This is a genomic window from Aeromonas sp. 600276, from assembly GCF_049175815.1.
In the GTDB taxonomy this organism is placed as follows: domain Bacteria; phylum Pseudomonadota; class Gammaproteobacteria; order Enterobacterales; family Aeromonadaceae; genus Aeromonas; species Aeromonas dhakensis.
Window position 1 is genome coordinate 54468 of the sequence record NZ_JAAKVU010000009.1, and the last position, 17555, is coordinate 72022.

Sequence of the window (17555 nt, forward strand, 5' to 3'; positions counted from 1 at the left end):
ATCCAACTCGAGCAATCGCATAAATACATGGGTTTTATTCACTAATAACAATTAATCGGCCTGCCTGCTCCTGCCTTGCGCGGGGGCTGATGCCCAGCTCCAGGATGGAACGGTCAGGCTTGGCAATGAGATCGATTTGGGAGTGATGATCGTGAGTTCACACAACAGACAGACCAGGCTGGGCCTCGCCGCCCTGCTGCTTACCACCTGCCTTGGCACCAGCGGCTGGGCACAAGCGGCCGACGAAGCTCAGCCCAAGGGCAAAGTAAAGGCGCGCAGCGAGCTGTTCGCCAAGGATCACGCCGATCAGTTCAGCAGCTGGAAGGCGACCGGCGAGAGCCGCGAGCGCACCGATGCCCTGGCCGAGGACCCCAACATGGTGGTGCTCTGGGCCGGCTACGCCTTCGCCAAGGATTACAACAAGCCGCGCGGCCACTTCTATGCGCTGACCGACGTGCGGGAAACCCTGCGTACCGGCGCCCCCAAAACCGCCGAAGACGGTCCGCTGCCCATGGCCTGCTGGAGCTGCAAAGGCCCGGACGTGGCCCGTGTCATCGACGAGAAGGGTGAGGATGGCTACTTCAAGGGCATGTGGGCAAAAGGCGGCCCCGAGATCGTCAACACCATCGGCTGCGCCGACTGCCACGACACCGCCTCGAAAGAGTTCAAGGAGGGTAAACCCGCCCTGCACCTCTCCCGTCCCTATGCCGACCGGGCCATGACCGCCATCGGCAAGCCGTTCAAGGAGCAAGGGCGCTTCGATCAGCAGTCCCAGGTGTGCGGTCAGTGCCACGTGGAGTACTACTTCACCGGCCCCACCAAGGCGGTGAAATTCCCCTGGGACAAGGGCACCGCAGTGGAGCAGATGGAGCAGTACTACGACGAGATAGGCTTCGCCGACTGGACCCACGCCCTCTCCAAGACCCCCATGCTCAAAGCCCAGCACCCCGAGTACGAGACCTGGCGCGCCGGCATTCACGGCCAGAACAACGTCGCCTGCGTCGACTGCCACATGCCCAAGGTGCAGAACGAACAGGGCAAAGTCTACACGGATCACAAGGTAGGCAACCCCTTCGATCGCTTCGACCAGACCTGCCGCAACTGCCACACCCAGAGCAAGGAGATGCTGCAAGGGGTGGTCAAGCAGCGCAAGGATGCCATTCACGATCTCAAGCTCAGAGTCGAGAAGCAGCTGGTTCACGCCCACTTCGAAGCCAAGGCCGCCTGGGATGCCGGCGCCACCGAGGCCGAAATGAAGGACATTCTGCAGGACATCCGTCACGCCCAGTGGCGCTGGGACTTCTCCATCGCCTCCCACGGGGTGCAGATGCACGCCCCGGAAGTGGCGCTGCGCATGCTGGGGACCGCCCTGGACAAGGCCGCCGATGCCCGCACCAAGCTGGCACGCCTGCTGGCCGCCAAGGGGCTCAGCCAGGAGATCGCCATTCCTGACATCTCCAGCAAGGAGAAGGCCCAGGCCGCGCTTGGCATGGACATGAAGCAGATGAACAGCGACAAGGCCCAGTTCCTCAAGACCACAGTCCCCGCCTGGGATGCCGAGGCCAAAGCGGCCGGACGGCTCGCACAATGACGAGGCAGGCGGGCCCGCAGTGTCGGGCCCGCCGCCGGATGGAGGCTTCCTATGGGTGATTTAACGATGGATTTCTTACGACTGATGCTGATGGCAGCCATGCTGCTGACCAGCCTGCAGGGCCAGGCCGCCGATGCGGCAACCGCCCCGGCACCGACTACACATGAAGTGGAATTTCTGCGCAGTGCCGACAAGGCCTGTACCGACTGCCATAAGGAGCAGGAGTACGGCATGCACGGCAAGCATGGCCAGGCGACCAACCCCAACAACCTGGCGCCGGTCACCTGCACCAACTGCCATGGTCAGCCCTCCCCCAAACACAGGGAAGGGGTCAAGGACGTGATGCGCTTTAGCGACAGCTTCAACAACAAACAGAGCACCGAGAGCTACCCCATCGCCGAGCAGAACGGGGTCTGCATGAGCTGTCACGAGCCCAAAGTGCTGCGCGAAGCGCTCTGGGCCCACGACGTGCACGCCATCAAGCTCACCTGCACCAGCTGCCACCAGTTGCACCCGGCCAAGGAGCCCATGGTAGGGATCCCGGAAAAGTCCCGCATCAAGCTCTGCGTCGACTGCCACAGCAAGCAGCATGAGGCCGTCAAGGCGGCCAAGGCGAACACCACCTCGGGCAAGGAGGCACAATGAGCTGCTCTCGCCGTCACTTCATGGCGGGGATGAGCGCGGGGGCCCTCATTATGATGACGGGCCCCGTGCGCGCCGGCGCCGCCACCCTCGCCCACAGCCAGACCATCGACGGGGTACGCTTTGGCATGATCCACGACGAGACGGCCTGCATCGGCTGTACCGCCTGCATGGATGCCTGCCGGGAGGTGAATCAGGTGCCAGAGGGGGTCTCGCGCCTCGAGATCATCCGCTCCGGCCCCATCGGTGAATTTCCCGATGCCGAGTACCACTTCTTTCGCAAGTCCTGCCAGCACTGCGACAACGCCCCCTGCGTGCACGTCTGCCCCACCGGTGCCTCCCATATCCGCAAGGAGGATGGCATCATCGACGTCAACCCGGATCTCTGCGTTGGCTGCATGTACTGTCTGGCCGCCTGCCCCTATCAGGTGCGCTTTATCAACCCTGTGACCAAGGTTGCCGACAAGTGCGACTTTTGCCGCAAGACCAACCTGGCGGCGGGCAAGGAGCCGGCCTGCGTGGAGTCCTGCCCCACCAAGGCGCTGGTGTTCGGCAATCTGGATGACCCGGACAGCCCCATCGCCAAACGGCTGGTGAAGGAGACCACCTATCGCTACAAGCAGGCACTCGGCACTTCGCCCAAGATGTACCGCGTGCCCAAAGGGGAGATAAAGTCATGACCATGCAAGCGGCGTTTCACTTCCCCTCGCTGGTGTGGGGATTTGCCCCATCGCCATCTACCACGGCAATAACCGATGGAGGGAATGACCATGTGGCATGACGCATTTCACTTCCCTTCCCTCGTGTGGGACTGGCCCATCGCCATCTATCTCTTTCTGCTCGGCATCTCCGCCGGGGCCACCACCCTCTCGGTGCTGCTGCGCCGCAAGGGGGCCGGCAGCGAGAGCGGCATCATCAAGGCGACCGCCATTCTGGCGCCGGTGAGCGTGGTGCTGGGGTTACTGATCCTCATCTTCCACCTGGCCCGCCCCTGGACCTTCTGGAAGCTGATGTTCCACTACCAGTTCGACTCCGTGATGTCGATGGGGGTCATGCTGTTCCAGGTCTACATGGCGGTGCTGTTCGCCTGGCTGGCGGTGGTGTTTCGGGCCGAGATCGAGACCTTGCGCCGTCACCTGCTGCAAGAGAAGTTCGCCTTTGTGGATGATCTCATCGCCTGGCTCGCCCGCATCGAGCGGCTGTTGGCGCCGCTCTTGCTGCTGCTTGCCGTGCTCTTGGGGGCCTACACCGGCTTTCTGCTGTCGGCGCTCAAGACCTATCCGCTGTTGAACAACCCGGTGCTGCCGGTGCTGTTCCTCATCTCCGGCGTCAGCTCCGGCATCGCCTCCACCATCTTGCTGGCGGTCACCCTGTTCAAGGAGAACCATCACAGCCAGGGGGTGAGCTTTGTCCATCGCTTCGAGCGGCCGGTGCTGGCGGTGGAGGTGTTGCTGCTGGTCTGCTTCTTTACCGGCCTCTACTTCGGTGGCGGCCAGAAGGAGGCAGCCATGTGGGCCGCCATCGGCAGCGGCTTCTGGGCTCAGGTGTTCTGGCTCGGGGTGGTGGGCATCGGCATGCTGCTGCCCCAGTTGCTGGCCCTGCTGGCCCCCGCACCGCTGCGGGCCAAAAACGGCTATCTGGTGCTGGTCTGCAGCCTGACCCTGGTGGGGATCCTGCTGCTGCGCTACTTCGTGCTCTATGCCGGCCAGATGACAGTAATTTAAAGGCATGACCACCAGCGCCAGCCGCCCTCCGGTGACTGGCGCTGATTTGTTGCTGGCCCAATGAATTTCTGGTGATGCCACACCCGTTGCTTGGCAATGTTTTTCCCCAAAGGAAGACGACGCGGCGTGTGTGGCATGACATGAATGACATCAAAGATTGAAACGGAGGTTGTGTGCTGGCAGAGCTCGGCTATCTCTCACTGTTGCTGGCGACCGGGCTCGCCCTGCTGCAAGGGCTGCTGCCCTGGCTGGGGCTGCGGCTCGCCTCACGCCCGCTGCTCGGCTGCGCAACACCGCTGGCCCTCCTGGTCGCGCTCCTGCTGTTGGCCTCCCTGCTGCTGCTCGCCAACTGTTTTGGCCAGGATGACTTTACCCTGGTCTATGTGGCCCAGCACGCCAACAGCGCCCTGCCCCTTGGCTTCAAGCTGGCAGCGGTGTGGGGGGGCCACGAGGGCTCCATGCTGTTCTTCGTCTTTGCGCTGGGGCTGTGGGGCGCCCTGGTGGCTCTTTGCTCCAGACGGGTCGATCCGCTGATCACAGCCCGGGTACTGGCCATCATGGGGCTGATCGTCGGGCTGTTCGGCCTCTATACCCTGATCTTCTCCAGCCCGTTTGACCGCCAGTTCCCGGGACCGCTGGAGGGGCGCGATCTCAACCCCATGCTGCAAGATATCGGCCTCATCATCCACCCGCCCCTGCTCTATCTCGGCTACGTCGGCTTTGCGGTCAACTTCGCCTTCGCCATGGCGGCACTGCACTCGGGCAGGCTCGATGGCGCCGTGGCCCACTGGAGCCGCCCCTGGGCGCTCGGCTCCTGGGTATTTCTCACCGCCGGCATAGTGCTCGGTTCCTGGTGGGCCTATTACGAGCTCGGCTGGGGCGGCTGGTGGTTCTGGGATCCGGTGGAAAATGCCTCCCTCTTGCCCTGGCTGCTCGGCACCGCCCTGCTGCACGCCCTGGTGGTGTGCGAGAAGCGCGGCGCTTACGGCCACGCCGTGCTGCTGCTCTCCATCTTTACCTTTGCCTTAAGCCTGCTCGGCACCTTCGTGGTGCGCTCCGGGGTGCTCACCTCGGTGCACGCCTTTGCGGTGGACCCCAGCCGCGGCCTCACCCTCTTGTTGCTGCTCGGTTTGCTATTGACCTGCGCCCTCACCCTGTTTGCCCTGCGGGCGGACATTCGCGCCCCCTATGCCCGCTTTGGCTTGCTGTCAAAAGAGGGGCTGCTCGGCGCCGCCATCCTGCTGCTCAGCGTGGCCTGCGCCAGCGTGCTGCTCGGCACCTTCTACCCCATGGTGTTCCAGTCGCTCCATTTGGGCTCGCTATCGGTGGGGGCTCCCTATTTCAATACCATCTTCGTGCCGCTGGCTCTCTGCCTGATGGCGCTGATGACCCAGCTGCCGCGCCTGCGCTGGCAGCATCTGGCAGTCCAGCGCCGCATCAAGGTGCTGCTCCCATGCCTGTTCGGCCTGCTGGGGGGCGCCTTGCTGAGCCTCGCCTATCCCGAGCCGCTGCGGGCAAGCTGGCTGGGGCTCGCGGCCAACGTGCTGAGCCTCTGGCTGATGGCCAGCCTGCTGCTCCCGCTCTTGCAACCGACGTCGCTGCGCGAGCTCACCCTCAATCGGTTCGGCAGCCTGCTGGCCCACCTCGGGGTGGCGGTGTGCGCCCTCGGCATCGCTCAGGTGAGTCACCACAGCCAGGAGGGGGGCGCCGTACTCGCCGCCGATAAGCCCTATCGCCTCGGCACCTATGAGTTTCGCTATGAGGGGAGCGAGCCGCTGATCGGCCCCAACTACACCGCCGAGCGCATCACTCTCAGCGTGCATAAAGACGGTAAAGAGGTGGCGCGGCTCACCCCGGAGCGGCGTCACTACAGCGTGCGCACCATGAACATGAACGAGCCCGGCATCGCGTGGGGGCTCCTGGGGGATCTCTACGTGGTGCTCGGTGAGAAGATGGGGCCCGGCGCCTATGCCATGCGCCTGCACCACAAGCCGCTGGTGCGCTGGATCTGGCTCGGCGGCCTGCTGATGATGGCGGGGGGCGCCCTGCGCCTGCTCGCCCGCCGCCCCTTGCTTGCGGTCCGTCCGGCCCCGGCCACAGCCCCCTGCCCCCGGCTCGAACAGGAGACCCTATGAACGCCCGTCTGCGCCTCTTTCTTCCCCTCGTGCTCACCCTGGGCCTCGGCGTCCTGCTCTGGCTCGGCCTTGGCAACAACCCCTACGGCCAGGACGAGGCAACCCAGGGCCGCACCCTGCCGGCCTGGCAGAGCGAGAACTTGCTGGGAGGGGCGGCCATTGACACCGCCAGTCTGAAAGGGGAGCCCTTTGTACTCAATGTCTGGGCCAGCTGGTGCCCCAACTGCCGCGCCGAGCACCCGCTGCTCAAGGAGCTGGCCAGTACCGTGCCCCTCTATGGCCTCAACTACCGGGACAAGGGAGACGCTGCTCGCGCCTGGCTCACCGAGGCGGGCAACCCCTATCGCGCCGTGCTGGCCGACCCCGACGGCCGACTCGCGCTGGAGCTCGGCGTCTACGGCACGCCGGAGACCTATCTCTTCGCCAGTAACGGCACCCTGCTGACCCGCCACACGGGTGAGCTCACCCGGGAAGTCTGGCAACGCCAGTTTGCCCCCCTGCTGGCAAAGGCCCGCAGCAACACCGCCAGCCAGCCCGAAGTGGAAAGAGAAGTGGAGAGAGAAGTAGAGAGACAAGTGCAGGAGAGCAAGCCATGAGCCGTCTCGGCCACGCCCTGATCGCGCCGCTCTTGCTGGCCTTGAGCCTAGGGGCCCTTGCCAGTGGGATCGACACCTATGAGTTTCGCCACCCAGAGCGGCAGACCCGCGCTCAGGAGCTGGCCCGCGCCCTGCGCTGCCCCCAGTGTCAGAACCAGAACCTGGTGGAGTCCAACTCCCCCATCGCCCGGGATCTGCGGCTCGAGGTCTATCGCTGGGTGGACGAAGGACAGTCTGATGAGCAGGTGATCGCCCGCATGACGGCGCGCTTCGGCGACTTCGTGCGCTACGATCCCCCCTTCAAAGCCAGCACGGCGCTGCTGTGGGGCGGCCCCGCCCTCTTGCTGTTGCTGGCGCTCAGTCGCCTGCGCAGGAGCCTGCATCGCCGGCAACCGGCGCGGGTGCCGCTTGTCGGCGACAGAGCAGAGGGGATGCTCGCCCACGACCCTAGGGCCGAGCTGAACCGGCTGATCATGGCCGAGCAGCAGGCGAGGCTTGCCCCCCACAGCCGCCTCTACCGGGAGCTGGAGCTGGCCCGCCTCGTCAACGCCACCCCCACCGCCGAGCAAACTCTGCGCGACCGGCTGGCCAGGGACCGCACCGCTCGTCCGCAGCTCTGGCTGCGCTCCTGGATACTGCTTGGGGCCCTGTTGCTGGCGCTGCTGGCGCTGATGGCCGGCATTTATGCCGGCACCGGCCGCTATCAGGCGTGGCAGGCTTATCAGTCGCGCCCCGACCCGCTGGCGGGATTGAGCCCGCGGGATCTGCAGGACAAGGAGCTGGGCGCCCTGCACCAGCGTCTGCAAACCAACCCCGCCGATCTCGACGGCTGGGCGGCGCTCGGCCAGCTCTATCTCTATCGGGACGAATACGCCAACGCCCTGCTCGCCTACCAGCGCCTCGCCCTGCAAGAAGGGGGCGCCAGCGCCGCGACTCAGGCCGCCCAGGCCACCGTGCTCTACTACCAGGCGGGCCAGCAGCTCACCCCGGAGGCGCGGCACCTGCTGGGTAGCGCGCTCAAGCAGGACAAGGGCGAGGTGAGCGCCCTGATGCTGCTCGCCTCCGATCACTTCCTGCACGGCCGCTACTCCCGGGCCATCGCCCTCTGGCAGCAGTTGCTGGACGAGGAGCGCCCCCGCATCAACCGGGCCGCGCTGATCGAGGCGATCCAGACCGCCCGTATGATGGGAGGCTGACCGCACGCGTGACAGGGGCTGAATGCCCCTGTCACGTTGGGCCCGCACAAGCGCCGCCGACAGGGAAATCACTTGCCAACCCCTCATCGGCGGCCGAACAATAGGTGTCCATTGAACCTTATTTTGGAGCTACTCCCATGATCCCCATTCGCTGTAAGACCGTCTCCGGTGTCGCCCTCTCAACGATTGATGGTGAAACAAAGCTGCTGGTGATGAAACGGGTCAAGGGTGGTTTCTGGTGCCATGTGGCGGGCACGGTCGAGGCTGGGGAAACCGGCTGGCAGACCATTATTCGCGAGTTTGACGAAGAGACGGGTATCAGGGTTTGCGAGTTATACACAGCCCATTATCTGGAGCAATTTTACGAAAGCGTGTCAAATACGGTGGAGGTAGTGCCGGTCTTTGTGGTCTATTGCCCGCCCAATCAGGTGGTCACCCTCAATCACGAGCATACCGAATATCGCTGGTGCACCTTGGCCGAGGCCAAGGCACTGGTGAGTTTCCCCGGCCAGCAGGCACTCTATGATCACCTCTGGCACTACTTTGTCGAAAACAGCCCCTCGGCGCTGATGCGGGTAGCCATGACGCCATAGCGTGCAAATGCCAGGAGCCCTCTCGTTATCTTCTTGATCCTGCGGTGATCCGCTGCCGGCCATGGCCGCCATCAACACATGTTGCCGCCCCTGATCAGGCCGTTTTCAACAGAGATGATCACCAGGAATGAGTGAAGATAGGGACGCAGGCAATAGAGACCGCTAAAAGATCGATCATCTGACGGCAAGAGGGCGCCACCAGCCGCACACTGCAGCCATGTTTCTCACGCCGACCAGCCCTATCATTACTCGTATGAAGCCGCCCATAGCGCTCATTACCGTTATTTCAAGGTGCGCCATCCCATAAAATTGAAATATCGGGCCATTAGACGTTGTGAAGCGTCAATTACCGTCATATAACTTAGCCAAATATCCCTGTCAGCCGTACGGTAGCGTCAAATCATGATTACTCGCCCTTTTCTTACCCTGTTGCTCGGTGCCTTCCTCGTTCCCGTCAGCATGGAGAGCGCCCAGGCCAATCCGTTTTCAGCCCAGTCCCACTCCCCCAACAGCTTTCTGGAGCAGCGCAACGATCTGGCGCTGAGCTCCGCCGCCTTCGTGGTGGCCAACCCGCGCACCGGTGAAGTGCTGTCGGAGCGCAACGCCAACCGGGTGATGCCGATAGCCTCCATCACCAAGCTGATGACGGCACTGGTGGTGCTCGATGCCAACCAGCGTCTCTCCGAGATGCTGACCGTTACCATGGCCGACGTGGACAGGCTCAAGGGCACCGGGTCGCGACTGGCGGTGGGCTCGCGCCTGAGCCGGGCCGACATGCTGCATATCGCCCTGATGTCGTCGGAAAACCGCGCCGCCTCGGCGCTGGCCAGAAACTACCCGGGTGGCCAGCGCGCCTTCATCGAGGCGATGAACGCCAAGGCCCGCATGCTCGGCATGTGGAGCACCCAGTTCTCCGACAGTACCGGGCTCACCCCCCGCAACGTCTCCAGCGCCCACGATCTCGCCAAACTGGTGGCGGCGGCATCCACCTATCCGCTCATTCGCCAGTACTCCTCCACCGAGGAGCGCATGGTGCGCAACGGCAAGCGTCAGCTGCACTACCTCAACTCCAACCGACTGGTACGCGAAGGGAGCTGGCCCATCTCCCTCTCCAAGACCGGTTACATCCGCGAGGCGGGGCGCTGCCTGGTGATGGCCACCCAGATCAACCGCGAGCCAGTGATCATGGTGCTGCTCAACGCCGACACTCCCAACGCCCGGGTGGCCGATGCCAAGCGGATCAAATCCTGGCTGGAGACTTCCGGTCGCATGAGCCTGACCGCTCAGTCCAGCCCCCGGACCAAGCTGTTCAGCAGCCAGTAAGGCTCCCGGCGATCATCGCCAAAAAAGCCCCCGCACCAAGGTGCGGGGGCTTTTGTTATTGAGCCTTGTGGCCAAGCCTGCTGGCTACGGCGCCGACGTGCTGGCGATCAGATCGGCTTGAGCCGCGCGGTGAAGTGACGTAGCAGCGGCGGCTCGTAGTCAAAGGTGAGCCCGCGAATGTCGCTGGCCCGCGCTTTCACCGCGATCAGGCAGTCGGCCACATAGTCCATGTGATCCCGGGTGTAGACCCGGCGCGGAATGGTGAGCCGCAACAGCTCAAAATCCGCCGCCTCCTGCTTGCCGGTGACGGGATCGCGCCCGAGCAGCAGGGAGCCTATCTCAACCCCGCGCACGCCCCCTTCCAGATAGAGCTCGCAGGCGAGCGCATGGGCCGGGAACTGCCCGGCCGGAATATGGGGCAACAGCTTCTTGGCATCGACAAACACCGCATGGCCGCCGGTGGGGGTCTGGATGGGGATCCCCGCCTCGGCCAGCCGCTCGCCGAGATAAGCCACCTGACTGATGCGATAGGTCAGATACTCTTCATCCATCCCCTCGCGCAGGCCGATGGCGAGCGCCGCCATGTCCCGCCCGGCAAGGCCGCCATAGGTGACAAACCCCTCCATCGCCACACAGCGCACCTGCACGGCGCGGAACAGGTCGAGATCTTCCTTGAAGCAGCAGAGCCCGCCGATATTGACCAACCCGTCCTTCTTGGCCGACATGGTGAAGATGTCCCCCAGCGCAAACATCTGGCGCACTATCTCCTTGATGCTGCACTTGGCATAGGCCGGGTCCCGCTCCTTGATAAACCAGGCGTTCTCGGCAAAACGGGCGGCATCGATCACCACCGGAATATGGTGGCGACGGGCCAGCGCCGAGACCACCTCCATATTGGCCATGGAGACCGGCTGGCCGCCGGCGCTGTTGCAGGTGACCGTGATGATGATGCCGGCCACGTTGTCGGCCCCCAGGGTCTCGATGGTGTCGGTCAGGCGAGGAAGATCAAAATCCCCCTTCCAGGGGTAAGGGGCCGTGGTGTCGAGGGCTTTCGGGGTGAGCAGGTTGATGGCCCGCGCCCCGGCCAACTCCACGTGGGCCTTGGTGGTGTCGAAGTGGTAGTTGGAGATAAAGACCGGCGCCTTGCCCTGGCAGCGCTTGACCAGTTCGGGGAAGAGGATCTGCTCGGCCCCGCGCCCCTGGTGGGTGGGCATCACATGCTGATAGCCAAAGATCTCGCGCACCGCGCGCTCCAGCTCGACGAAGTTGCGGCTGCCCGCATAGGCTTCGTCCCCCATCATGATGCCGGCCCACTGGCGATCGGACATGGCACCTGTGCCACTGTCGGTCAGCAGATCGATGTAGACATCCTCGGCCAGCAGCAGGAAGGGGTTCCAGCCAGCGGCCTCGAGGGCGACGCGGCGCTCGGCGCCAGTGGTCTGCTTGATGGGCTCGACCATCTTGATACGAAACGGCTCGGGTATACGACGCATAAAAGACTCCTCACCGGCGCAAGGCCAGTGTGTTTGAAATTGGAATTGGTAAAGAGGCCGGGGCGATCAGGGTCGTCCGGCTGACAAATTCAAACGGCGGCTGCCGCCAATCAGCGGTGAGGAAAGTCGAGGGTCAGAATGGGATCCCGGGTATACCAGTGGGCGAGCAGGCAGGCTGCCCGGGGCGTAGCTGTCACGATTGGCATCACTCCCCTCCATGTCGGTTGTAACCAGTCGGTGGCCAATAAGATCCATTGATGGGTGCTGCCAGCAGGCAGCCTCGCCAAGTTAACAACTGGTTGCCATGCAAACAATCTGAGTGTCGACGGGTTGTGCGTCCGCTCACAAAGCGCCCATTCAGCGGACTCGATACCGGCGACAGTGATCCCCCCAGCACCCCGCTTCGTTAAGCTGTTATCCCGTTGACTTGACCCTGTTCACGCCGCCCCTTGCCAACCATCGGAAGTCCCATGCATCGCAAAGCCCATCTGCCTGAGAAGATCTGCCCCGTCTGCCAGCGCCCCTTTAGCTGGCGGCGCAAGTGGGCACACAGCTGGGAGGCTGTGCGCTACTGCAGCGAGCGCTGTCGCCGCGCTCGTCACCGCAGTCATCCATATAATGGGGAGCCAGTCTGATGGAGCTGCGCCTTGTGCTCGGCGATCAGTTGAACGCCGGTCACAGCTGGTTTCGCACCCCGGATCCGGCGGTCTGTTATCTGATGGCGGAGCTGCGCCAGGAGACCGACTACTGTCGCCACCACCGCCAGAAGGTGTTGGCCTTCTTTGCCGCCATGCGCGCCTTCGCGGCGGCCCTCGGCAAGGCGGGCCATCGCGTCTGTTACCTGACTCTCGATGAGAGCGCCCGCTGGCCCGACTTGCCCAGCTTGCTGACGGCCCAACTCGAAGCGCATCAGGCTGACAGCTTCGCCTGGCAGAGCCCGGACGAGTGGCGCCTCGCCAGCCAGTTGAAAAGCTGGGCGGCGGGCCTGACCATCCCTGCCACCGAGGTGGATAGCGAACATTTTCTCACTCCCCGTGATGGCTGGCAGCGCTACCCCCACAGCCGGATGGAGTTCTTCTACCGCGCCCTGCGCAAGCAATATCAGGTACTGCTCGATGAGCGCGGCCAGCCCCTTGGTGGGCGCTGGAACTTTGATGATGAGAATCGCGCCAAATTGCCGGCGAGCCAGCCCATCCCGGCCCCCCTCACCTTTGCCAACCAGGTGAGCGACATCAATGCCATGCTGACCCGCCACGGGGTCAGCACCATCGGCGAGGCGGATGCCAGCAAGCTGCCGTGGCCCATCACAAGGCGCCAGAGCCGCGAGCTGCTGGCCCATTTTCTGGCCCACTGCCTGCCCCACTTTGGCCGCTATCAGGATGCCCTGAGCGAGCGGGGCTGGAGCCTGTTTCACAGTCGCCTGTCGTTTTCCCTCAACAGCAAGATGCTCCACCCGCTTGAGGTGATCCGCGCCGCCGAAACCCACTGGCAGGCCAATCAGGCCGCCATCACCCTGGCGCAAGTGGAGGGCTTTATCCGCCAGGTCCTCGGCTGGCGCGAGTTCGTGCGCGCCCTCTACTGGGAGAAGATGCCCGACTATCAGCGCACCAATTTTCTCGGGGCCGAGCGGCCGCTACCCGGCTTTTTCTGGAGCGGCGAAACAAACATGGCCTGCGTGCGTCACGCCATTCGCCAGTCTCTGGAGCACGCCTACGCCCACCATATCCAGCGGCTGATGGTGACCGGCAACTTTGCCCTGCTGGCGGGGATCCATCCTGACGAGGTGGATGCCTGGTATCTCGGCATCTATGTGGATGCCATCGAGTGGGTCGAGCTGCCCAACACCCGCGGCATGAGCCAGTTTGCCGATGGCGGCCTGATGGGCAGCAAGCCCTACGCCAGCAGCGGCGCCTATCTCGAGCGGATGGGCCACTACTGCAAGGGGTGCCACTATCAGGTGAAGGCCCGCAGCGGCGACGGGAGTTGCCCCTTCAACAGCCTCTACTGGCATTTTTTATGGCGCAACCGGGACAGACTTGGCAGCAATCCTCGCCTCGCCCTGCCCTATGCCAACTGGGATGGCCAGGCCGCCGACCAGCAGCACGCCATCCTGACGACGGCGGAGCAGTACCTGATCCGGCTGGAGCAGCTCTGACTGCCACAGCTAATGCCAACAAGTCCACAAATTTCAACATTGAAAACCAGTTAAATAATTGTAAATAGATATATATCCCAATTATATCTACACCAGTTGAATATCCTGTGGCGGCTGATTAATGTGAGGGCCCCAGTCAAGGAGAGACAAGATGGACATAGTGGTACTCGGTGGTGGCGTGGTCGGCGTGACCAGCGCCTGGTATCTGGCCAAGGCGGGTCACAAGGTGACCCTGCTGGAGCGGCGTGACGGGGTGGCCCTTGAAACCAGCCACGCCAATGCCGGACAGATCTCCCCCGGTTACGCGGCCCCCTGGGCGGCCCCCGGCATTCCCCTCAAGGCCGCCAAGTGGCTGCTGCAAAAACACGCCCCCTTCACGGTGCGGCCGACCTCGGATCCCTTCCAGCTGCGCTGGATGCTGAAGATGTTTGCCAACTGCACTCCGGCGGCCTATGCGGTCAACAAGGGGCGCATGGTGCGTCTGGCCGAATACAGCCGCGACTGCATGAAACTGCTGCGCGACGAGCTGGCGCTGGACTACGAGGGGCGCCAGCTCGGCACCCTGCAGCTGTTCCGCAGTCAGGCCCAGCTCGATGCCAGCAAGCGCGATATCGAGGTGCTGGAAGAGTACGGCGTGCCCTATCAGTCCCTCGATGCCGATGGCTGTGAAGGGGCAGAACCGGCACTGGCCCGGGTACGCGGCAAGATAGTGGGCGGTCTGCGCCTGCCGGGGGACGAGACCGGCGACTGCTTCCGCTTCACCAAGGCCATGGCAGCGGAAGCGCAGCGACTGGGGGTCAGGTTCGTGTTCAACTGCGCCATCGATGAGATCGAGCTGGCGCAGGGACGCGCCGTGGCGGTACGGGCCGGCGAGCAGCGCTTCAAGGCCGACGCCATCGTCTGTGCCCTTGGCAGCTATGCCACCGGCTTCCTGCGCCCGCTCGGGCTCGATCTGCCGGTCTACCCGGTCAAGGGCTACTCCCTCACCCTGCCGATGATCAACGCCGAGGCCGCGCCGCGCAGCACAGTGCTGGACGAAACCTACAAGGTGGCCATTACCCGTTTCGATGAGCGGATCCGGGTCGGCGGCATGGCGGAGCTGTCGGGCTACAACCTGGCCCTCAACCCGAAACGGCACGACACCCTGGCCATGGTGGTCGGTGATCTCTTCCCCGAGGGGGGCGACATCAGCCGCGCCGACTTCTGGACCGGGCTGCGCCCCATGACGCCGGACGGCACCCCGCTGGTGGGCCCAAGCCCCATCCCCGGTCTCTGGCTCAACACCGGCCATGGCACCCTGGGCTGGACCATGGCGGCGGGCTCGGGTCAGCTGTTGTGCGATCTCATCAGCGGCAGCGACACCACCATCAGCGATGAAGGGCTCACCCTGGCCCGCTACGGCTGAGCCTAGTCCTCCGTCTCTCTTATCCCAACGAGGGAGTGCCTGGCACTCCCTCTTGTTTTGACCTTGTTCGGTTTGTTCAGCCATGCAGTGCCAAGGCACAGACAACAAAAAGGCCCCGCGAGGGGCCTTTCTTATGTACTGACCGGTGCACCGGTTTCACCCTGCGCCGGGTGCAGCGCCAGGTTGAACAGCGCTGCCACCATGTCCGACTGGGTCAGGATCCCCACCAGCTGCTCGCCATCCACCACCGGCATGTGGTGCAGGCCGCCATCAGAGAAGGCACCCACCAGATCGTAGAGCGGCTGATCGTGGCGGGCGGTCGACACCTTGCGGGTCATCAGGTCTGCGACCCGCAGCTCAGCCAGATCCGCGGCGCCCCGCGGCTGTTGCAGTGCCCGGTCGATCATCAGGTCGTGCAGGGTGATGATGCCGGTCAGCCGGCCGGCCTCGTCCACCACCGGCAACGCCTTGACCTGATGGTGGGAGAGCAGTTGCCAGGCCGCCCTGGCCGGCTGCTGCGCCGCTATCAGGATCAGATCCCGCGACATCACCTCCTGCACCCGCACCGTGCCCACCCTGCCCCGCAGGGCGTGCAGCTGGGCCTCCTGCAGCAGCGCCTGCAGATCCTGGCGGCTGATGTCGAGCAGCTCGCCGTGCTTCTCCAGCGCAAAGTCGATGTCCGCCGCCTGGGTCGCCACCCGCTCGCTCGGCTGGGGATCGGCGGTCTGATGGCGGTTGGGCCGGGCCTGACCGCTGTTGGGGTAACGGCGCCCCAGCAGCCGGTTGTAGCAGAGCGCCAGTAGCAGCAACAACAGCGAATTGAGCAGCACCGGCAGCAGCACATAGCCGACCCCGAGCTGGCGGATCCCCTCGCCACCGATGACCGCGGTCAAGGCCACGGCGCCGCCGGGGGGATGCAGGCTGCGGGTGAGCAACATGGCGGCGATGGCCAGCATCACGGCAAGAGCCGCAGCCAGCGCCGGATCCGCCACCAGGCTGGCACTCAGCACCCCCATCAGCGCCGAGACCCCGTTGCCCACCAGGATGGACCAGGGTTGGGCCAGCGGGCTGGCAGGCGCCGCAAACAGCAGCACGGCGGAGGCCCCCATGGGGGCGATCAGCCAATGGACCTCAAGCCCCAGCCCCCCACGGCACAAGAGGGCGGTTCCCAATAGCCCGACGAAGGCGCCCAGGGCGCCGTAACAACTCTCTTTGAGACTGGTATTGGTGGATACCGGAAAGAAATCCCTGAACTGCATGGGGCTCCTGCGAGGATAACATTCATTTCAAATGCGCGATTTTAACGACATACCGCCGCCAAATGCCACCAGGAGATGCGGTCTACTCCGCTCAGCCATCCCGCCCCAGGAAAACAGGAATCATACGGAAACACCCCTATTCCATCCGAGCACTCTGAAACTGTGACTCAGCAACAAATTCTTACAAAAAATGGCGTACCCCCCTCATTTTTCTCTTTTCTTAACCTCGGCTTAAGAAATGTCGTGTCACCTTGAGGCCATATTCATGCACGGAGCCACTACTTATGAGCACTATCAGAGATGCCCTGCGCCGCTTCGACGGTCAGCGCCGCTGCTGGACCGCCGGGCTGGAGCGGGCCGCCCTCGCCTGGCTCGCGCGTCAAGGCCGACTGCCGGCCGGCAGCCAGCCTCCCCAGCGGATCCTGGTCATTCGCAGCACCTGCCGCATCGGCAACAACCTGTTTCTGCTGCCCTTCCTGCAAAAGGTACGCAGTGCCCACCCCCATGCCGAGATAGAGCTGGTGTGCATCGGCGGCCAGCTGCTCCCCTTCCTGGCCGATCTGCAGCTGCAGCGCATTCACCCGGTCAGGTTGCAGGGCAAGCGGCTGCTGGCCTCCCTGTCGGTGCTGTGGCGACTGCGCCGTCAGCATTACGATCGGGTCTATGTGCCCTTTGCCTCCAGCACCGATCACCTCATCGCCGGCTGGGTAAAAGCCCGCGAGAAGCTGGGCTTTGACGATGCCAAGGGGGATGCCCTGTTCCCCCAGCCCCTCACTCCCAACGATCACTGCCACTACGCCCACCAGCCACTGCAACTGCTCGGCATGCACGGTCATCTCGCCGATCAGATTGAGCTCGGCAGCTTGTTGCACAGCGCCAGCCCGCGGCTGCTGGCGCTCAGGCAGGACTACCCGGAACGGCCGCTCATCGGCTTTTTCACCGGTGCCCGCAAGGGCAAGGGGCTCTCCCTGCCCCAGTGGCAGCGGCTGCTCGGGGATCTGCGCCGCCACTATCCCGCCGCCCTGCTGATCCAGCTCGAGGATCCCGCCGATCCCCAGCCCCAGCTCGGCGACGTGCAGGTCTCCCTCTCCAGCCTGAGCGAGCTGGCCCGCTTTGCCGGCGGCCTCTCCCTCTTCGTCAGCGGTGACACCGGGCCATTGCACCTGGCCGCCGCCAGCGGCGTGCCCTGCCTTGGCCTCTTTACCCAGACCGATCCCGCCCGCTACGGCTGCCTCGGTGCCCAGCACCTCAATCTGGTGATCGGCGATCGCAATGCCATCCCCCTCGATCATCACTGGCTGGCCGGGGTCATGGCACGCACCCCGCTCAATCAGGAGAGGTTACCAGCGCCAACTCCGGCCCCTTGCTTGCCAGGTGCGCCCTTGCCGCTCCCTGCTGCGGGCTGATCCAGCCAGCGCCCACACCGGCAGAGCGATTCAACCC

Annotated in this window: 15 protein-coding genes; 13 read left to right on the forward strand and 2 right to left on the reverse strand. The window is 64.1% G+C overall.

Annotation, left to right across the window (positions count from 1 at the left end):
* Window positions 1-145 precede the first annotated feature (145 nt).
* From nrfA to pbpG, 9 genes are all read left to right on the forward strand, one after another.
* Window positions 146-1591: an ammonia-forming nitrite reductase cytochrome c552 subunit gene (nrfA, locus tag G5134_RS10900; RefSeq protein WP_065017721.1), complete on the forward strand. Its 1446-nt coding sequence runs from the start codon at window positions 146-148 to the stop codon at window positions 1589-1591.
* 51 nt (window positions 1592-1642) lie between these two features.
* On the forward strand, window positions 1643-2236 hold the full coding sequence (gene nrfB, locus G5134_RS10905; RefSeq protein WP_065017722.1) for a cytochrome c nitrite reductase pentaheme subunit: 594 nt from the start codon (window positions 1643-1645) through the stop codon (window positions 2234-2236).
* Complete coding sequence (gene nrfC / locus G5134_RS10910; RefSeq protein WP_065017723.1) at window positions 2233-2913, forward strand: cytochrome c nitrite reductase Fe-S protein; 681 nt, start codon at window positions 2233-2235, stop codon at window positions 2911-2913. The genes nrfB and nrfC overlap by 4 nt, the downstream gene beginning before the upstream one ends.
* A gap of 90 nt (window positions 2914-3003) precedes the next feature.
* The gene (gene nrfD / locus G5134_RS10915) at window positions 3004-3957 is read left to right on the forward strand and encodes a cytochrome c nitrite reductase subunit NrfD (protein WP_065017781.1); all 954 of its coding nucleotides are present in this window, start codon (window positions 3004-3006) and stop codon (window positions 3955-3957) included.
* A gap of 173 nt (window positions 3958-4130) precedes the next feature.
* On the forward strand, window positions 4131-6092 hold the full coding sequence (gene nrfE, locus G5134_RS10920) for a heme lyase NrfEFG subunit NrfE (RefSeq protein WP_065017724.1): 1962 nt from the start codon (window positions 4131-4133) through the stop codon (window positions 6090-6092).
* A complete protein-coding gene (locus G5134_RS10925; protein ID WP_065017725.1) occupies window positions 6089-6688 on the forward strand; it encodes a DsbE family thiol:disulfide interchange protein in 600 nt (199 codons plus the stop codon). The genes nrfE and G5134_RS10925 overlap by 4 nt, the downstream gene beginning before the upstream one ends.
* Complete coding sequence (nrfF, locus tag G5134_RS10930; protein WP_065017726.1) at window positions 6685-7884, forward strand: heme lyase NrfEFG subunit NrfF; 1200 nt, start codon at window positions 6685-6687, stop codon at window positions 7882-7884. The genes G5134_RS10925 and nrfF overlap by 4 nt, the downstream gene beginning before the upstream one ends.
* Before the next feature lie 137 nt (window positions 7885-8021).
* Window positions 8022-8477, forward strand: a complete 456-nt coding sequence (locus G5134_RS10935; protein WP_065017727.1) for an NUDIX hydrolase — start codon at window positions 8022-8024, stop codon at window positions 8475-8477.
* A gap of 402 nt (window positions 8478-8879) precedes the next feature.
* Complete coding sequence (pbpG, locus tag G5134_RS10940) at window positions 8880-9800, forward strand: D-alanyl-D-alanine endopeptidase (protein ID WP_017782682.1); 921 nt, start codon at window positions 8880-8882, stop codon at window positions 9798-9800.
* A 107-nt stretch (window positions 9801-9907) separates the two neighbouring features.
* Here the strand turns inward: pbpG and G5134_RS10945 are convergent, their stop codons facing one another.
* Window positions 9908-11293 (reverse strand): tryptophanase, encoded by a 1386-nt coding sequence (locus G5134_RS10945; protein WP_065017728.1) that lies wholly within the window; start codon window positions 11291-11293, stop codon window positions 9908-9910.
* A 470-nt stretch (window positions 11294-11763) separates the two neighbouring features.
* Here G5134_RS10945 and G5134_RS10950 point away from each other — a divergent pair, with 470 nt between their 5' ends.
* The 3 genes from G5134_RS10950 (at window position 11764) to G5134_RS10960 (ending at window position 14853) form a co-directional block, all read left to right on the forward strand.
* A complete protein-coding gene (locus G5134_RS10950) occupies window positions 11764-11928 on the forward strand; it encodes a DUF2256 domain-containing protein (protein WP_082970037.1) in 165 nt (54 codons plus the stop codon).
* Window positions 11928-13448, forward strand: coding sequence for a cryptochrome/photolyase family protein (locus G5134_RS10955; protein ID WP_421232003.1), 1521 nt, complete (start codon window positions 11928-11930; stop codon window positions 13446-13448). The genes G5134_RS10950 and G5134_RS10955 overlap by 1 nt, the downstream gene beginning before the upstream one ends.
* 151 nt (window positions 13449-13599) lie before the next feature.
* Window positions 13600-14853: a D-amino acid dehydrogenase gene (locus G5134_RS10960; RefSeq protein ID WP_421232004.1), complete on the forward strand. Its 1254-nt coding sequence runs from the start codon at window positions 13600-13602 to the stop codon at window positions 14851-14853.
* Window positions 14854-14984: 131 nt separating this feature from the next.
* Here G5134_RS10960 and G5134_RS10965 read toward each other — a convergent pair whose 3' ends face one another.
* The gene (locus G5134_RS10965; protein ID WP_421232005.1) at window positions 14985-16112 is read right to left on the reverse strand and encodes an HPP family protein; all 1128 of its coding nucleotides are present in this window, start codon (window positions 16110-16112) and stop codon (window positions 14985-14987) included.
* A gap of 284 nt (window positions 16113-16396) precedes the next feature.
* Here G5134_RS10965 and G5134_RS10970 point away from each other — a divergent pair, with 284 nt between their 5' ends.
* The gene (locus G5134_RS10970; protein WP_421232006.1) at window positions 16397-17518 is read left to right on the forward strand and encodes a glycosyltransferase family 9 protein; all 1122 of its coding nucleotides are present in this window, start codon (window positions 16397-16399) and stop codon (window positions 17516-17518) included.
* Window positions 17519-17555: the final 37 nt, after the last annotated feature.

Coding starts and splice junctions, on each gene's coding strand:
- nrfA (WP_065017721.1), top strand. CDS start 146: ATGATCGTGAGTTCACACAACAGACAGACCAGGCTGGGCCTCGCCGCC.
- nrfB (WP_065017722.1), top strand. CDS start 1,643: ATGGGTGATTTAACGATGGATTTCTTACGACTGATGCTGATGGCAGCC.
- nrfC (WP_065017723.1), top strand. CDS start 2,233: ATGAGCTGCTCTCGCCGTCACTTCATGGCGGGGATGAGCGCGGGGGCC.
- nrfD (WP_065017781.1), top strand. CDS start 3,004: ATGTGGCATGACGCATTTCACTTCCCTTCCCTCGTGTGGGACTGGCCC.
- G5134_RS10925 (WP_065017725.1), top strand. CDS start 6,089: ATGAACGCCCGTCTGCGCCTCTTTCTTCCCCTCGTGCTCACCCTGGGC.
- nrfF (WP_065017726.1), top strand. CDS start 6,685: ATGAGCCGTCTCGGCCACGCCCTGATCGCGCCGCTCTTGCTGGCCTTG.
- G5134_RS10935 (WP_065017727.1), top strand. CDS start 8,022: ATGATCCCCATTCGCTGTAAGACCGTCTCCGGTGTCGCCCTCTCAACG.
- pbpG (WP_017782682.1), top strand. CDS start 8,880: ATGATTACTCGCCCTTTTCTTACCCTGTTGCTCGGTGCCTTCCTCGTT.
- G5134_RS10945 (WP_065017728.1), bottom strand. CDS start 11,293: ATGCGTCGTATACCCGAGCCGTTTCGTATCAAGATGGTCGAGCCCATC.
- G5134_RS10950 (WP_082970037.1), top strand. CDS start 11,764: ATGCATCGCAAAGCCCATCTGCCTGAGAAGATCTGCCCCGTCTGCCAG.
- G5134_RS10955 (WP_421232003.1), top strand. CDS start 11,928: ATGGAGCTGCGCCTTGTGCTCGGCGATCAGTTGAACGCCGGTCACAGC.
- G5134_RS10960 (WP_421232004.1), top strand. CDS start 13,600: ATGGACATAGTGGTACTCGGTGGTGGCGTGGTCGGCGTGACCAGCGCC.
- G5134_RS10965 (WP_421232005.1), bottom strand. CDS start 16,112: ATGCAGTTCAGGGATTTCTTTCCGGTATCCACCAATACCAGTCTCAAA.
- G5134_RS10970 (WP_421232006.1), top strand. CDS start 16,397: ATGAGCACTATCAGAGATGCCCTGCGCCGCTTCGACGGTCAGCGCCGC.